At 48.9% G+C, this 12,315-nt stretch carries 9 protein-coding genes; 5 read left to right on the forward strand and 4 right to left on the reverse strand.

The annotated features are described in order from the left end of the window. Window positions 1–76: 76 nt before the first annotated feature. Window positions 77–367 (reverse strand): hypothetical protein, encoded by a 291-nt coding sequence (locus RF679_RS04020; RefSeq protein WP_309482932.1) that lies wholly within the window; start codon window positions 365–367, stop codon window positions 77–79. Between the two features lie 404 nt (window positions 368–771). Here RF679_RS04020 and RF679_RS04025 point away from each other — a divergent pair, with 404 nt between their 5' ends. Beyond that, the gene (locus tag RF679_RS04025) at window positions 772–2,469 is read left to right on the forward strand and encodes a tetratricopeptide repeat protein (RefSeq protein WP_309482933.1); all 1,698 of its coding nucleotides are present in this window, start codon (window positions 772–774) and stop codon (window positions 2,467–2,469) included. Between the two features lie 33 nt (window positions 2,470–2,502). Here RF679_RS04025 and RF679_RS04030 read toward each other — a convergent pair whose 3' ends face one another. Then, window positions 2,503–4,260 (reverse strand): CocE/NonD family hydrolase, encoded by a 1,758-nt coding sequence (locus tag RF679_RS04030; RefSeq protein WP_309482934.1) that lies wholly within the window; start codon window positions 4,258–4,260, stop codon window positions 2,503–2,505. Between the two features lie 299 nt (window positions 4,261–4,559). Between RF679_RS04030 and RF679_RS04035 the strand changes: the two genes are divergently transcribed. Next, the gene (locus RF679_RS04035) at window positions 4,560–5,600 is read left to right on the forward strand and encodes a catalase family protein (RefSeq protein ID WP_309482935.1); all 1,041 of its coding nucleotides are present in this window, start codon (window positions 4,560–4,562) and stop codon (window positions 5,598–5,600) included. A gap of 60 nt (window positions 5,601–5,660) precedes the next feature. Here the strand turns inward: RF679_RS04035 and RF679_RS04040 are convergent, their stop codons facing one another. Further along, window positions 5,661–6,560 carry an LpxL/LpxP family acyltransferase gene (locus tag RF679_RS04040; RefSeq protein ID WP_309482936.1) on the reverse strand — a complete coding sequence of 300 codons (900 nt, stop codon included), beginning with the start codon at window positions 6,558–6,560 and terminating at the stop codon, window positions 5,661–5,663. Then, the gene (locus RF679_RS04045) at window positions 6,557–7,435 is read right to left on the reverse strand and encodes a lysophospholipid acyltransferase family protein (protein ID WP_309482937.1); all 879 of its coding nucleotides are present in this window, start codon (window positions 7,433–7,435) and stop codon (window positions 6,557–6,559) included. Before RF679_RS04045 ends, RF679_RS04040 begins: the two co-directional genes overlap by 4 nt. Window positions 7,436–7,727: 292 nt before the next feature. Between RF679_RS04045 and metK the strand changes: the two genes are divergently transcribed. From metK to RF679_RS04060, 3 genes are all read left to right on the forward strand, one after another. Continuing rightward, window positions 7,728–8,906 carry a methionine adenosyltransferase gene (gene metK / locus RF679_RS04050; protein WP_309482938.1) on the forward strand — a complete coding sequence of 393 codons (1,179 nt, stop codon included), beginning with the start codon at window positions 7,728–7,730 and terminating at the stop codon, window positions 8,904–8,906. Window positions 8,907–8,946: 40 nt separating this feature from the next. Next, a complete protein-coding gene (locus RF679_RS04055) occupies window positions 8,947–9,861 on the forward strand; it encodes a DUF2817 domain-containing protein (protein WP_309482939.1) in 915 nt (304 codons plus the stop codon). Between the two features lie 141 nt (window positions 9,862–10,002). After that, on the forward strand, window positions 10,003–12,195 hold the full coding sequence (locus RF679_RS04060) for a prolyl oligopeptidase family serine peptidase (protein ID WP_309482940.1): 2,193 nt from the start codon (window positions 10,003–10,005) through the stop codon (window positions 12,193–12,195). Window positions 12,196–12,315 lie beyond the last annotated feature (120 nt).

The following is a 12,315-nucleotide window of genomic DNA, read 5'->3' on the forward strand; positions in this document are numbered from 1 at the left end:
TTTTTTGTTTCAGAACGCTGTGAAACCGTCATTTTGTAAAACCGAACGGCTCGGCACCCTGAATGCTATTGAAAGCTTATGGCGTCAACGTGCAGTATTTAGTGATCGTGACACCGGAGCTTGGAATCTGCTGTTGGCAGTAAGCTTGGGTAGTGCCAGACACTTGCACATATTTGTAGGTGTAGTAACGTCCGTCAGGCCCCCAAAATGGTGATATGTATTTGTATTCGCCGACCCAGTTACCAAATGGTGCTGGACCAGGGTCTTTGACGACTGGGCCATTCGGGTTGATTGCACTGGCTGATGTGGCTAAGCCGACGACGGTTGCGACGCTGGCTGCGAAGAGACTGAGTTTCTTGAATGACATAATTATTCCTATAAAAGAAGCGACCCGCATGATTTGTCGATCAATGTAAGGTCATGAACTTGTGCTCGATCGCGCACAAGGATTTTCAGAAAGGTGCATGCATTCACCTCGGCTGCCGCGTTAGTAGTGAACGCGACGGGAGCGATTATCTTGCTCAAATACGAAGTGAAAAAGAAAAGATTTTATGGCGACACAATCTTTCACAGATTTGTGGCATTTCAGTGCCAGGCTTGTGCAGCACACATTCTCTCTGGAAATAAAGCTCGGATTATTTGGAAAATAAATTCCATTTGCGCTTTGATGGCTGAAAGTTGCATGAAGAATTTGCACGCAGCGAGATCCTTACTACATTCATCATGCTTGTTGCATAATGTGACGGTTGATTGTTTCCACGCTTGCTTTTCATGCTCAAGACTTTATTCTCGATCTTCAAAAAAGAAAATACGCCGACAAGAGCGCTAGATGTCGCATCTACAAAGGGCAATACGGCGCATCAAAGCGGTAGTCCGCAAGCCAACTCAGTGCCGCAGCCATTCACACGAGAACAAATCGATGAGCTATTTACTCGTGCGGGGCAAAGCTTAGATCGTGGCGATACGGTTACAGCGCTGGACATGTACTTGACGGTGTTGAAACACGTCCCAGATTTTGAAAAAGCCCATGTGATGGCAGGCTTCTTGTATCAGCAACGGGGTAATTTAACGCAAGCAAAACATCATTTGCAAACGGCCTTGAGTCTCAACCCGCAATTAGCGGATGCCCACTATTTGCTTGGTGTGATCGCGAGTGCCGAGGGCCAGCGTGATGTGTTGCGTCATAATTATCGAGCTTCACTGAAGCTCTCCCCACACCAAGAGCATATTTACCTTGCCCTCGCTTTCGATCTTCATCAAACGCAAGAGCTCGATGCGTCGATTTCGGTCGCTAAAGAAGGTTTGTTGTGCTTCCCCAATAGCAAGCCATTGTGGGCAAGTCTTGGTAACTTCTATTACTTGCAAAAGGATATGCTGGCCGCGCACGATGCTTATGTTCAAGCGCGGCAAGAAGATAATCTCGATCTCGGGCTCGAATATAACTACGCCATGGTGTTGAGCATCCTTGGCCAACCGATGAACGCGATGGAAGCACTCGATCGTATCATCAAACGCGACCCTCAGCACGTGATGGCGCACTTTCAGCGTGGGGTTTTGTCCTTGCAATGCGGCCAATTCAAAGAGGGGTGGCAGGAATTCGAATGGCGCTGGCAGATGCCTGCGTTACGTGAGGTACGATTTAAATCAGCGCGAGAGCGGTGGGATGGCAGTCAAGATCTTCGTGACAAGACGATCTTGGTTCTGTCGGAACAAGGTTATGGTGACACCATACAGTTTTGTCGTTTCATTCCAGAACTTGCTTCACGTGGCGCGCAGGTCATTTTTGTTGTGTTGGGGCCGCTGAAGGAATTGATGGTGCAAATTCCTAGCGTCGCAATTCTACTCGATGAAACGGCTCCGTTACCTGAGTATGATTATTACTGTGAGCTGATGAGTTTGCCGCGTGCGTTAGGGATTGAGCTCGGTGATATTCCGAACCAGCCCTCGTATTTAGCAGCGCCCGTGACCTCCGTACAGAAATGGAAGGGCATTTTAGGTGCGACGGATCGCATGCGAGTTGGCTTTGTATGGTCGGGAAATCCGCAGCATGCGAACGATGCATATCGATCGATTCCGTTGACGGAGGCGCGAGCTGCATTCGCCTTTGATGCGGAATTTATCGTGCTTGTAAAAGACTTAAATCCTGACGCGAAGGCCGATCTTGATTCGGTTCCTCAGGTTCGGCATTTCGGTGCTCAGGTTGGTGGATTCGCCGATACTGCGGCATTGATTGATCAAGTCGATGTGGTGCTCACGGTCGATACCTCAGTGGCACATTTGGCGGGTGCCATGGGCAAGCGAACCTATGTTTTACTCTCCTATCACGCAGATTGGCGCTGGCTGCTCGAACGTGAAGATAGTCCTTGGTATCCATCGGTGACATTGGTGCGCCAAGGATTTGGTCAACCATGGAGCGCAGTGATCGATCATACCTGTGCGGAGATCTTAAAACTTCCACGTTTGCATTGAGCCAGCGCGAGATGTGCGTCGTTCATACTTCATTTATCGATCTCCGGTCTGGGTGATACGCATGATCGGAATTTCGATAAAGCTTGAATTGAACCAACGTACTTTTAAGGGATAATTGGCGTCAGCCATTGACTCGTCGCTGACGTCTTTTCCGCTGCCATAATTGAGTTGCGAGAAAGGATTCTTGTTGATGTTGAGATAGGCGACGATTCTGCTACCGGCCTTGAGTCGTTTACTGATGAGACGTGTTTGCCCCAAGCTCATATGTGTGATCTGATGGGGCTTCAATAACTGACGTTGACTCGGATCTTTGATGTAGCTCGCTCGATGGATCGTATAGGAAAGATGAAAGTACTTTCCGCTGTCGGTCAATTCATACAAAGTAATGCCGAAGTCCATATCCCGCTTATTGATGCTGGCCACGATCTCGCCCGTAAAAGCGCCATTGAATAGTAGATCTTCTTTGAGTGCATCACTGACAAAAATGAAGCCATTGCGACGATCAATATCATCGCGCACAATCGGCGCCGGATAATAGTCATTGTTACTATTGCGTCGATCTCGGAAGTCTACGCTTTGCTGTAAGTAAGCGGGTTTGCTTGGAGCCACTTCTTGAAGTTGGTAGTCGCCTTGTTTTTTTGTGGTCGTCAGGTACAGGCGCATTTTGTCGGGCGACATATCCTCTATCGATTTTGCATGCCGCCATTGCGATTCATCGATGGGGAAGTAGTTGACTCGGTCTTTTAACATGGCCGGCATGGTCTGGCCTTTTAAGGTGTGATCAAACCATGCGTAGATCAGTGCCTTGATATCAAATAAGGCATTGGGATGGATGGGTAAATCATTTAAGACAACTTCACCACCACGTTGTGCACCGAAGTGTCCGTAAGGACCGATCACCAGATAGTGTTGCGCATTTTCCGCATATCGCAGATGTTGGCGTAGGTAGTTGAGGCTCGAAACTTGTGAGTCGTTGTAATAACCATCGATGGTCAAGACGGGAATCGTGATTTGTGCAAATTCAGCCTCTTGCGGCACCATATCTTTCCAATAGTCATCGTAGCTGGGGTGTTGTAACCATTTTTGTAGCCATTTATTTGGCGTCCCATCGATTTCATCGAATTCACGATAAGCCCGACCTGAGTACCACCACTTAAATTGAGATTGACGAAAACGCTGGCGATCGTCGTTTGTCTTGGTGTCGAGAAGCCGATTGTTGCCGACGTAAAATGCCCATTGGTAGTTGGGGTTGATAAAAATATTGTTTTCCATCGGCAGACCCATACCCGGTTGTCCAGCAACCATCGGTACGATCGTTTTTAAGGCAGGATGGAGACGCTTGCTCGCTGCCCACTGAGTAAAGCCGTTATAGCTACCGCCGTACATCCCAATGTGCCCATTACACCAAGCCTGTTTCGAAATCCAATCGATTGCGGTGTACGCATCTTTACCATCGAATTCATATGGCCAGATATCGTCAGTACTGAGATATTTTCCGCGGCTGTAAAAGATAACACCCACATAGCCACGGTCCGCGGCATCTTTGAGGCTTTCTAAATCCCGCTCTTGTGGCCGCGCATAAATCGTGAACTGGAAAACCACAGGCAGTGCTGACGTTGAATTTTTTGGGCGAACCATCATGCCGCTAATCATGGCTCCATCGGGTGTCGGAATCATGAGTTGGTCATGAATCTCATATTCTTTACTTCGAACTTCAGTATCGGTCGCACTTGTTGTTGGCGCGTATAGAACGATGGCGAGGAAAGTGAAGATGGCGCGCAATGGTTTCATAGTTATTTTCTCGAACGATTGGTGAGGTCGAAATTTAGTAGCAAAATGCGGAGAAAAAATGGAGCAAGTTCATTATGGAGGGAAAGTTTACTAATTCTCGTTTGCTCGTTGTTAGATAGTAAAATAATTAATATAATGAACATCAAGTTTAAGTATGTCATGAACCTCGATCCGAGCAAATAGTAGAGTGAAAAGCGGATCTGAAAGTTTCTGGCGTCTTATTCGGTAAGGCGGAGGTAAGGAAGGGGTAGGGGGAGATTTTTTACATCAATTAATAATGATAAGAATGGGCGAACCTCATGCAAACTGTAGTAAAACAAAATTTCACAAACTTGGAAGCTCAAGAACAAAATGAAGATGAACTCGTCAACGATCTAGTCGCTCGTCTCAAGCAACGCATCGTGCACGATAATCCTAAGCGGCAAATGCGGCGTGATGCCCATGCCAAGATGCATGGCTTAGTGAAGGCGGAGTTTACCGTGTTGAGTGATTTGCCTTCGCATTTGCGAGTCGGACTTTTCAAAGAACCGAAGACCTATCAGGCGTGGATACGCTATTCGAATCAAGATAGCTCTTTGAGCCCGGACATTAATCCTGATATCCGTGGTATGGCGATTAAGTTGATGGGCGTACCAGGCGAGAAAATCCTCGATGAGGCGAGCACCGCAGTCACCCATGATTTCGTGTTGATTTCGACGCCGGTGTTTGTGACCAAAAATGTGGCAGAGTTCGATGCCATGATTAAGGCCTTGGGCGGTGGATTCCTAGAGAAAGCGTGGTACTTCTTAACTCACTGGAGGGTTACAAAAAACACTTTGGGGGCGATGCGAAAATTCTCAAATCTACTGCAGATCCAGTATTTCAGTGCGACGCCGTATTTGTTTGGCGATAAGGCCGTGAAGTATTCAGCACGCCCACACTTGCCAAAACAAGAAGCGCTACCAGACAATCCTAGCGATGTTTTTTTACGCGAACGATTGGTGCGTGATCTCAAAGCGAATGAACATGTGTTCGATTTCTGCGTGCAATTCCAAGCAGATACGGAAAGTATGCCGATTGAAGATCCCGGTGTTCTGTGGGATGAAGCGGTGTCGCCGTTTCAAGCCGTCGCCCGCATCAAAATTTTGCGTCAGGAGTTTGATAGCGAGGCCCAGCGTGCCTATGGCGACAATCTAAGTTTTTCACCTTGGCATGCTTTGCCGGAACACCGTCCTCTCGGTAGCATCAACCGTGCGCGTAAAGTGGTGTATCGCGCTATTTCTTTGTTCCGTCATGAAAGCAATCAAACGCGACGTTACGAACCGGATACTTGGCGCACGGATTTTGAAAGCGCCATCTAGCTTGAGGTATTGCGTGAACGTGGTTTCGAAGAGAGAAGCAAGGTGCTTCTCTCGTGATGCTCAATAGCGTGTATCGGGGAAGGTTTTCGATAAACCTGAATAGACGCTCGTCTCGCCATCCGGACGTGTTTTAAAACGGCGATGGGTCCAAAAATATTCGGGCATGATCTTTAAAATTTCGTGCTCGATATAGGCATTCATACGACGTGTATCTTTTTGCAGATCACCCTCTGGATACGTTTCCCACGCTTGATCAAATTTGACATTCCAACCGGAATAATCTGGACGAATACTGGCGATCACTGGGATCACTTTTGCATGGGTAGCCGCTGCGATGCGTGGTAGGGCTGTTAAGGTTGCAGCAGGTACGCCGAAGAACGGAATAAATTCAGCATCTTTTGAGCCGAAATCCATGTCTGGCAACATGAAGAAAGGCAAATTCTCTTTCATCGCACGGATGATAGGCTTGACGCCTTCCGCCCTCGAAAACAACTTCACAGGACGAAAGCGTGAACGACCTTTGCGTAAGGCCTGGTCGAAAACTTTGTTGCGTTGTGTGGTGTAAATCGAGCACAGCGACGATTCCAACATAACAGCGACACCAGCCACATCGAGACTCACAAAATGAGGACACATAAACACGGTTGGTGTGGCTACCATCTCCGCCATCGGCATGCTGTATTCAACATGGATTAAGCGACGCAAGCGGCGTTCAGAACCCCACCACAAGATGCCACGTTCAAACACGCTGCGTGTGTAAACCTGAAAATGTCGATGTGCTACTGCGACCCGCTCAGCCTCATTCATATTGGGAAAGCAGAGTCGTAAATTGGTCAGGCAGATATGGCGACGGCGTTTGAGTAGTTTAAACAGTAAGCTGCCAAGCGCTTCACCAAGACGTCCTAGGAGTGGCAGCGGCAGCCAATGCAGTAGCCACATGATGAACAGTGCAAGTCTCATGTTGGCTCCTGTGACGCTGGCGTTTCAGTAGCGCTAGCTTGATCAGGGCCGGACACGCCATCCGGTGTTTTGTAACGGTTATAGCTCCAGAAATACTGCGCTGGCACTTGGGCGATCAGTTTTTCCATGGCTCGATTGATCGCCGCTGCTTGGGCATTTGCGTCGCCGCTCATGTCTTCCTCGAATTTGACAAAGCGCTGCACAAAACCGCGGCCGAATGGTAGACGCTCAGCGTAAGTCAAAATAATCGGCGCTCCCGTCATTGCATGCAGTTTTGCGGAAAGAGTCATGGTGTAAGCCGGTTGACCAAAGAAGTTGGCCCACACACCTTCGCCTTGCTGCGGTACTTGATCGGGCAACAAGCCGATTGCTTCACCGCGCTTGAGAGCTTTTGCTAGTGCCCGCACACCTGAAAGATTGGCGGGGGCGAGCAACATGCCACTGGAGGCACGCGCATCTTCCAATAAAGGTTTAAGAGCATCCTTGCGCGGAGGACGATATAGAACGGTGGTCTTGGTGCGCAGTGCAATCGATTTGCCAGATAATTCAAAACAACCTAAATGCGGTGTCAGGAAGATCACACCTTTCTGTGCGTCGATTGCTTGTTGGGCGATTTCCCAATTCTCTAAACGTACTTTGGCCGCTAAGCGCTCGGGTTTGCCAAGCCAGACCAAGGGTAATTCCAACACATTTTTGCCCGCCTCACGCAAGGCGATACCGAGATGCTGCTCATAGCCGGCTAAAGCCATATTGGCCCGCATACGGCGGCGATAGGTCGGCGAAAGAGCGTACACGACATAGCCGAGGAAAACCCCGATCGCATGCAAGAAAGGCAAGGGAACAAATGAAAGAATTCGAAACAAACGAAGTAGCATGGTGCTAGCGAGTGAGAGAGATATTTTTTTGCTCAGTTTTTTGGTCTTTTGCTGAACAAATGATAGAAATTTTGTGGGAGATCATATCGATATGCCGTAAAAATCGAAGGGCATTCGACACGAAAGCAATAAGAGGCGTAAAATAGCACATATTGGCAATGCAAACCACTTTGCACGCCCCCGCCGAGTTAAATAGACAACTTGCGAAGCGGGTAATAAATTTCGCTAAAGCGTCGCAGGCATCACTCCCACTGCGGCTATTGTTGAACAACCGTTTTTTTAGGAGCCTGCGATGGCAAATGATTTTCTCTTTACTTCAGAATCAGTTTCTGAAGGTCACCCAGATAAAGTTGCAGATCAAATTTCTGATGCAATTTTAGATGCCATTTTTGAACAAGATCCGCGTTCCCGCGTCGCTGCAGAAACCTTAGTCAATACGGGCTTAGTCGTTTTGGCCGGTGAGATCACGACCAATGCGCACGTCGATTACATTCAAGTGGCGCGCGATACCATCAAACGTATCGGTTACGACAATACCGAATTTGGGATCGACTACAAAGGCTGCGCGGTTTTGGTCGCTTATGACAAGCAATCCAACGACATCGCCCAAGGTGTCGATCATGCATCTGACGATCACTTGAACACTGGTGCCGGTGATCAAGGCTTGATGTTTGGTTATGCGTGCGATGAAACACCTGAATTGATGCCAGCGCCAATTTATTACGCACATCGCTTGGTAGAACGCCAAGCGCAATTGCGTAAGGATGGCCGTTTGCCCTTCTTGCGTCCAGATGCCAAAGGCCAAGTGACGATGCGTTATGTCGACGGCAAACCACATAGCATCGATACCGTGGTCTTGTCGACGCAGCATAGTCCAGATCAAAGCGATGGTAACAAGATGAAGCCATCGTTTGTTGAAGCGGTGATTGAAGAAATCATTCGCCCAGTCTTGCCAGCAGAATGGTTGAAAGACACGAAGTTCCTGATCAATCCAACCGGTCGTTTTGTGATCGGTGGCCCGCAAGGTGATTGCGGTCTGACTGGCCGTAAGATCATTGTCGATACCTACGGTGGCGCTTGCCCACATGGTGGTGGTGCTTTCTCCGGTAAAGATCCAACGAAAGTTGATCGTTCCGCAGCGTACGCGGCACGTTATGTGGCGAAGAACATTGTGGCGGCAGGTCTTGCACGTCAATGCCAAATTCAAGTGGCTTACGCGATTGGTGTAGCACGTCCTATGAATGTGACGGTGTATACCGAAGGCACAGGCGTGATTCCAGACGAGCAAATTGCTGCTTTGGTCAATGAACATTTCGATTTGCGCCCACGCGGCATTATTCAAATGTTGGATCTCTTGCGTCCTATCTATTCTAAGACTGCAGCCTATGGTCACTTTGGCCGCGAAGAACCAGAGTTCACTTGGGAACGTACAGACAAAGCACAGATCTTGCGTGCAGCGGCGGGTTTGTAATTTGCATCGAGTAACTGTCGAAGTGAGTGGGCAACGAGCGATGCGTATCAAGAGCGCATCGCTCTTTTATTTGCTGCGCCATGTTTTATGTCTGTTGGTTTGCTCGGCGTATCTCGTACCAAGCCATGCTGCTGCGATGAGTTCGACACCGCCAAGCGCTCCAGATCCTGAAGCGAGTCCGTCATCAGCGCCTTTGGTCGATTGGTGCAAACGCGTCACGCCGCGCTTACCGAAAGTCAGTCTCAACGATTGTCGAGCGGCGAAATTGAGTACGACTGGTGTCAATTCGGTGCAAGGCCTCGCTTTGATGCAACGCGATTTTGCGGCCGACAGCAAACGCAAACATCCGCTACGCATCTTGCTGATTGGCGGCATCCATGGCGATGAACACACAGCCTCCTCGATTGTTTTCAAATGGATGGAGACGCTGCAGAAAAATCGTAGTCAAGAATTCCAATGGAAAGTCGTGCCCATTGTGAATCCTGATGGTTTGTTGGCGCGCAAACGCGTGAATGCTAACGGGATCGATCTCAATCGCAATTTCCCAACTCCGGAGTGGGACAAAGAGGCGCGTTCCTACTGGGAAAAGAAGACCAAAAGTGATCCGCGCCGCTTTCCTGGGAATGCACCTATTTCTGAGCCAGAAAGTCGCTGGGTTTTTGAAACCATGAAGAGTTTCAAGCCGAACGTGATCATCTCAGTGCATGCACCATTTGGAGTTTTGGATCTGGATGGTCCCGCCAAACCACCGAGCCGTTTTGGTCGCTTAGTGTATAACCGTGTGGGCGTGTATCCCGGCTCACTCGGCAATTACAGTGGCTTACACCAAGAAATTCCAGTCTTAACGATAGAATTGCCTCATGCAATTAAAATGCCGCCTGATGCCGAAGTTGCTCGTATTTGGCAAGACATGCAGTTGTGGATACGCAATAACGTCGCGGTTCGAAAAAAATAGACTAGCAAGATCCAGCACGGATCTAAAGTTGCGCGAGCGAGAATGACTGCTTGCCGAGTTTTCCAAGCACAAAGCCAAATACCAGCATCAGATCAGTTTATACTGCAGGTCTGTCATACATCATTCTTGCGGAGAATAACCATGCGATTGCCATCATCTTTAGCCTTGCGCCGACTGAGCTTAGGCGTGACAGCAGGCTTAGCCTGTCATTTTGCCAGCGCAAGTTTCGCGCTCGCTTTCCCTCAAAATCAAGCGGCTTCGGCGCAGGCACCAAGCACGACTAGTGCAAGTAGCCCAACCGGCCCAAATCAAGAGAAACCAGATGCATTTCTGTGGCTAGAAGATGTCGCAGGTGAGAAGGCCTTGGACTGGGTCAAGGCGCGCAATGCTGAGACACGCGCAAAACTCGATCAAAATGCCAATTTCCTCAAAATGCGTAGCGACTTGCAGGTCATTATGGATTCGAAGGATCGTATTCCGGGTATTCAGAAAATGGGCAAGTACGTCTATAACTTCTGGACTGATGCAGAGCATCCACGCGGCGTTTGGCGTCGTACGACGATGGCAGACTATCGTCAGGCGCAACCAAAATGGGATGTGATTATTGATGTTGACGCGATCGCCAAAGCAGACCATGAGAGCTGGGTCTTTAAAGGTGCTAATTGTCGGGAACCTGAGTTTGATCGTTGCTTGATCAGTTTGTCACGCGGCGGCGCAGATGCCGTGATCGTGCGTGAGTTTGATCTGCAAAAACGCCAGTTCGTCAAAGATGGTTTCACGCTCCCAGAATCGAAGATGTCGGTGAATTGGCGTGACAAAGACAGTTTATTCGTTGCCACCGATTTCGGACCAGATAGCATGACTGACTCCGGTTATCCGCGGATCGTGAAAGAGTGGCAGCGCGGCACACCGTTGAGTGCGGCACGTATGATTTTCGAAGGGAAGAAGGACGATATTTCGGTGGCTGCGGCGAGCGTGCAGCACGGCGGTATTCGCCATGAAATCGTACAACGCGGAATTACCTTCTACACCTCAGAAAGTTTTCTGATTCAAGGCTCAAAACTGCAAAAACTTGATGTGCCAGAACAGGTCGGGCTTGAGTTTTTCCGTACCCAGATGATTTTGACCTTGAATCAAGCGTGGTCCGCGGGCGGTAAGAATTTCGCAGCTGGCAGTGTGTTGGCGATTGATTTCGAGTCCTTCTTGGCAGGAAATCGTGCCTTTACCGTTCTATTTCAGCCGACCGAAACGATTAGTTTTGCTGGTTTGAGTATGACCAAGAACTATGTCCTGATTCAACTGCTGAACGATGTGAAGAGCAATGTGGTCGAGCTTCGTTTTGAGAATGCTCAATGGCGTGCCCGCAATGTCCAGCTGCCGACGATGGGCGCGGTGGGTATTAGTCCTGTCGATGCGGATAAGAGTGATGATTATTTGTTGAGTTACTCCGATTACTTGACGCCGAGTGTCTTGATGTTGGCTAAGGCGGGCAATGATCAACGTCAACTTTTAAAATCCGCACCGAGTTTTTTTGATAGTAAAGATTTTGTGACCGAGCAAAAATTTGCGACCTCGAAAGATGGTACGCGTGTACCTTATTTCATGGTGCGCAAAAAAGATCTCACCTTTGATGCAAGCCATCCGACTTTGTTGTACGGCTATGGCGGATTCCAAGTGTCATTAACGCCGTCCTACTCGGGTGGTACGGGCAAAGCGTGGTTGGAAAAAGGCGGTGTATATGTGGTCGCGAATATCCGCGGCGGTGGCGAATATGGACCACGTTGGCATCAGGCTGCCTTGAAAGAAAATCGTCAACGTGCCTATGATGATTTTGCTGCCGTGGCAGAAGATTTGATTGCGAAAAAAGTGACGAGTGCACAGCATCTCGGTGCGATGGGAGGAAGTAACGGTGGGCTGTTGGCAGGTGTCGCGTTGACGCAGCGCCCTGACTTGTTTGGCGCGGTCGTGAGTCAAGTACCTTTGCTCGATATGCAGCGCTTTAATAAGCTACTGGCGGGTGCTTCTTGGATGGGTGAGTACGGTAATCCTGATCTGGCCAATGAATGGAATTTCATTCAAAAGTATTCGCCATATCAAAATGTGAAAGCTGACGTCAAATATCCACCAGTGCTCTTCATTACCTCGACCCGTGATGATCGTGTCCATCCAGGCCACGCACGTAAAATGGCCGCCAAAATGTTGGATCAAGGTCATCAAAATGTGTGGTACTACGAGAATATCGAAGGTGGCCATGGTGGCGCTGCAAACAATGCTCAGCGCGCCGACATGAGCGCCATCGCCTACGCCTTCTTGTGGCAAACCTTGAAGAAGTAAGGGGTCGTTCCGAAGTAAGGGACCGATGCTGCTGCACTAAGCACAATCATTCAGCGCAGTCATTCTGTATTGATGTTTGAAGCGCTGAATCAGGCACTCAGTCTCTGCTGTACATTTGTA

Source organism: Undibacterium cyanobacteriorum, assembly GCF_031326225.1.
Lineage (GTDB): Bacteria > Pseudomonadota > Gammaproteobacteria > Burkholderiales > Burkholderiaceae_D > Undibacterium > Undibacterium cyanobacteriorum.

Bases quoted from the DNA above. Each gene is read 5' to 3' on its own strand.
- RF679_RS04020 (WP_309482932.1), bottom strand. From the start codon at position 367: ATGTCATTCAAGAAACTCAGTCTCTTCGCAGCCAGCGTCGCAACCGTC.
- RF679_RS04025 (WP_309482933.1), top strand. From the start codon at position 772: ATGCTCAAGACTTTATTCTCGATCTTCAAAAAAGAAAATACGCCGACA.
- RF679_RS04030 (WP_309482934.1), bottom strand. From the start codon at position 4,260: ATGAAACCATTGCGCGCCATCTTCACTTTCCTCGCCATCGTTCTATAC.
- RF679_RS04035 (WP_309482935.1), top strand. From the start codon at position 4,560: ATGCAAACTGTAGTAAAACAAAATTTCACAAACTTGGAAGCTCAAGAA.
- RF679_RS04040 (WP_309482936.1), bottom strand. From the start codon at position 6,560: ATGAGACTTGCACTGTTCATCATGTGGCTACTGCATTGGCTGCCGCTG.
- RF679_RS04045 (WP_309482937.1), bottom strand. From the start codon at position 7,435: ATGCTACTTCGTTTGTTTCGAATTCTTTCATTTGTTCCCTTGCCTTTC.
- metK (WP_309482938.1), top strand. From the start codon at position 7,728: ATGGCAAATGATTTTCTCTTTACTTCAGAATCAGTTTCTGAAGGTCAC.
- RF679_RS04055 (WP_309482939.1), top strand. From the start codon at position 8,947: ATGCGTATCAAGAGCGCATCGCTCTTTTATTTGCTGCGCCATGTTTTA.
- RF679_RS04060 (WP_309482940.1), top strand. From the start codon at position 10,003: ATGCGATTGCCATCATCTTTAGCCTTGCGCCGACTGAGCTTAGGCGTG.